This window comes from Elusimicrobiaceae bacterium (genome assembly GCA_028700325.1).
In the GTDB taxonomy this organism is placed as follows: Bacteria; Elusimicrobiota; Elusimicrobia; order Elusimicrobiales; family Elusimicrobiaceae; genus JAQVSV01.
In genome coordinates, this window is record JAQVSV010000125.1 from 1 (window position 1) to 2,783 (window position 2,783).

Annotated in this window: 3 protein-coding genes; all 3 read left to right on the forward strand. The window is 61.9% G+C overall.

Annotated features, from left to right (window positions below):
• On the forward strand, positions 1-1,389 hold a 1,389-nt coding region (locus PHW69_10065; GenBank protein ID MDD4005528.1), incomplete at its 5' end, for a dihydropteroate synthase.
• Positions 1,386-2,225 (forward strand): vitamin B12 dependent-methionine synthase activation domain-containing protein, encoded by an 840-nt coding sequence (locus PHW69_10070; GenBank protein ID MDD4005529.1) that lies wholly within the window; start codon positions 1,386-1,388, stop codon positions 2,223-2,225. The genes PHW69_10065 and PHW69_10070, both read left to right, overlap by 4 nt.
• On the forward strand, positions 2,222-2,716 hold the full coding sequence (gene coaD, locus PHW69_10075) for a pantetheine-phosphate adenylyltransferase (GenBank protein ID MDD4005530.1): 495 nt from the start codon (positions 2,222-2,224) through the stop codon (positions 2,714-2,716). The genes PHW69_10070 and coaD overlap by 4 nt, the downstream gene beginning before the upstream one ends.
• Positions 2,717-2,783: the final 67 nt, after the last annotated feature.

A 2,783-nucleotide genomic window follows, 5' to 3' on the forward strand; every position in this document is an offset into this window, starting at 1 on the left:
GATATCTGCCTCTCCAACCCCGAACGCAACGAGCCGGCCGACGCAAAGGAATATCTTTCCCGCGTGATCAAGGCGGTACGCAGCCCGGTAATGATTGACACCACCAGCCCCGAAGTGGCGGAGCTGGCGGCCAGACTGTGTCCGGGCAAATCGGTCTGGAACTCGGTCAACCTCGAGCACGGAACCGCGAAACTCGAAAAAGCCGCCGAACTTAACCGGCTGTACGGAACCGCCGTCGTGGCCGGCTGCATTGACGACGACCCGGATGAGGGCATGGCGGTTTCCGCCGAACGGAAACTCGAAGTGGCCTCCGCGATGGTGCGCCTGCTGACAGAATACGGCATGCCGCCGGAAGATATTCTGCTCGACGCGCTGGTTTTCCCCGTCGCGTCCGGGCAGGAGAAATACGCGCGCGCCGCCGCGGAAACCGTCGCCGCGATCGCGGGTTTCAAAAAACATTTCCCGAAATGCCGGACCATACTGGGAGTGAGCAACGTTTCATTCGGGCTGCCGCCCGCCGCGCGCGAAACCTTAAACTCGGTGTTCCTGCACCGGTGCGTAAAAGCGGGACTCGACGCGGCGATAGTGAACATCGAAAAACTGCGCCGGTTCGCCTCGTTAAGCGGGCGGGAAATAACGCTGGCCGGCGCGCTGCTTGAAAACGCCGGACAGGCCGCCGTAGCCGAGTTCGCCGCCTTGTACCGCGAAAAGAAACCCGCGGTCCGCGGTCCGTCCGGGGACCCCGCGCGCGCGCTTAAAACCGCCGTGCTGGAAGGCGACCGCGCGCCCGTGGCCGCGGCGGTGGCGGCGCTGCTGGATAAACTGACCCCGCTGGAAATCATCAACGGGCCGCTTTCACAGGCTATGGCGGAAGTGGGCGCGCTGTTCGGCAAAGGCGAACTGATCGTGACGGAGGTGCTGCAAAGCGCCGAAGTGATGAAAGGCGCCGTCACCGCGCTTGAGCCGGAGCTGAAAAAAACCAGCGCGCCGCCGCGCGGCAGGCTGCTGCTCGCCACCGTGGCGGGCGACGTGCACGATATCGGCAAAAACCTTGTGCATATGATTTTCGCGAGCAACGGGTTCGAGGTGCTTGATCTGGGCGTAAAAACGCCGACCGAAACAATTATAAGGAACGCGCGGAGTTTCAGGCCCGATGTGATCGGCCTGTCGGGCCTGCTGACGCGCTCGGCGGAGGCGATGATCGGCGTGGCGCGCGATCTGTCCGCCGCGGGAATCCATACTCCGCTGCAGGTGGGTGGAGCGGCGTTAAGCGAAAAATTCGTCTTTTCAAAAATCGCGCCCGCCTACTCCGGCCCGGTCATCTACTGCCCCGACGCCATGCACGGGCTTGCCCGCGCGCTGGAACTTATAAAGGCCAAAACCGAATGACGACCGCGCCGCGCACATCCGACTTTTATGACCGCAGCCTGATTACAGCCTATCTGCCGGCCAATATCGTGCCGTTCATAAACGGAAGAATGCTGTTCAACAAACATCTGGGGTTTGCCGAACCGGTCAGCCGGCTTCGCGCCGGAGCGGACGCGAAATTTTTAAAAACCGAACAGCGGTTCCTGCGCGCGCTGTCCCAGGCGCTGGGCTCGGGCGCGCTGCGCCCGCAATGCGCGCTGCAGTTCTTCCGCGCCGACTCCGAAGGCGACACGCTTAACCTTTACTCCGCCGGAAACGCAAACCCCGCGGCGAGTTTCGCGTTTCCGCGAATAACCGGCAGCCCCGCCTGCCTGGCGGATCTCGCGCCGCAAAAAAGTTCCGGCGAAACAGCCGACGCGGCGCTTTTCGTCGCCACCGCGGGAACGGGTTACGCCGCCGAAGCGGCCCGGCTCGCCGGCGCGGGCGAATATGTCGCTTCGCATCTGCTTAACATCGCGGCCATCACCTGCGCGGAGGCGCTGGCCGAAGCGGCCCAGCAGATTGCCGGCTCGTCTGCAAAAAGCGGTTTTTTCGATTTTGGCGCGGTAATGGCCATTACCGCCGGGCCGGCCGAAACGGTCGGAGAACTGCCGCCGCCGGGGCCGGGCGCGCGCTACAGTTTCGGCTATCCGCTGTGCCCGGACCTGAGCTGTCAGCGGACCCTGTTCGCGCTGCTTAATCCGCGCGATATAGGAGTGACGCTTACGGAAAGTTTCATGATGGAGCCGGAGGCTTCGGTATCCGGCCTGATTTTCCCCGCGGCCAGCCCGCGCGGGCGAAAAAGGAGCAACGCATGAAGAAAAGAATAGCCGTTTATCCCGGAAGTTTCGATCCGGTCACCAACGGGCATGTTGATATCATCGAACGCGCCTGCAAAAATTTCGACTCGGTAATAGTCGGCGTGCTGATCAACCGGCACAAAAAACCCGTGTTCTCGCCGGACGAGCGGGCCGAGATGATCCGCAAGTCGCTGAAGCATCTGCCTAACGTGACGGTGGACTGCTTTTCGGGCCTGCTGGTGGACTTCATGCGGCGCAACAACATCACCGTCGCGATCAGGGGCCTGCGCGCGGTCAGCGACCTGGAATACGAGTTCCAGCTCGCGCACACCAACCGCCTGCTCTATCCCGAAATGGAAACGGTTTTTCTGATGCCTAACGTAAACTACGTCTACCTGAGTTCCACGACCGTGCGCGAAGTGGCTTCGCACGGCGCGGAACTGACCGGCTGCGTGCCGCCCTGCGTGGCTGACGCGCTGCGAGAAAAGTTCAAAAACGAACCCGCCTGACGCCAGCGGCGGGTTCCGTTCAATACCAAAGGAGGATCACTTGAAATATACGTTAATGACGTTACTG

What these genes read in the sequence shown, in the direction of transcription:
- PHW69_10070 (MDD4005529.1), top strand. Translation starts at nt 1,386, where the DNA reads ATGACGACCGCGCCGCGCACATCCGACTTTTATGACCGCAGCCTGATT.
- coaD (MDD4005530.1), top strand. Translation starts at nt 2,222, where the DNA reads ATGAAGAAAAGAATAGCCGTTTATCCCGGAAGTTTCGATCCGGTCACC.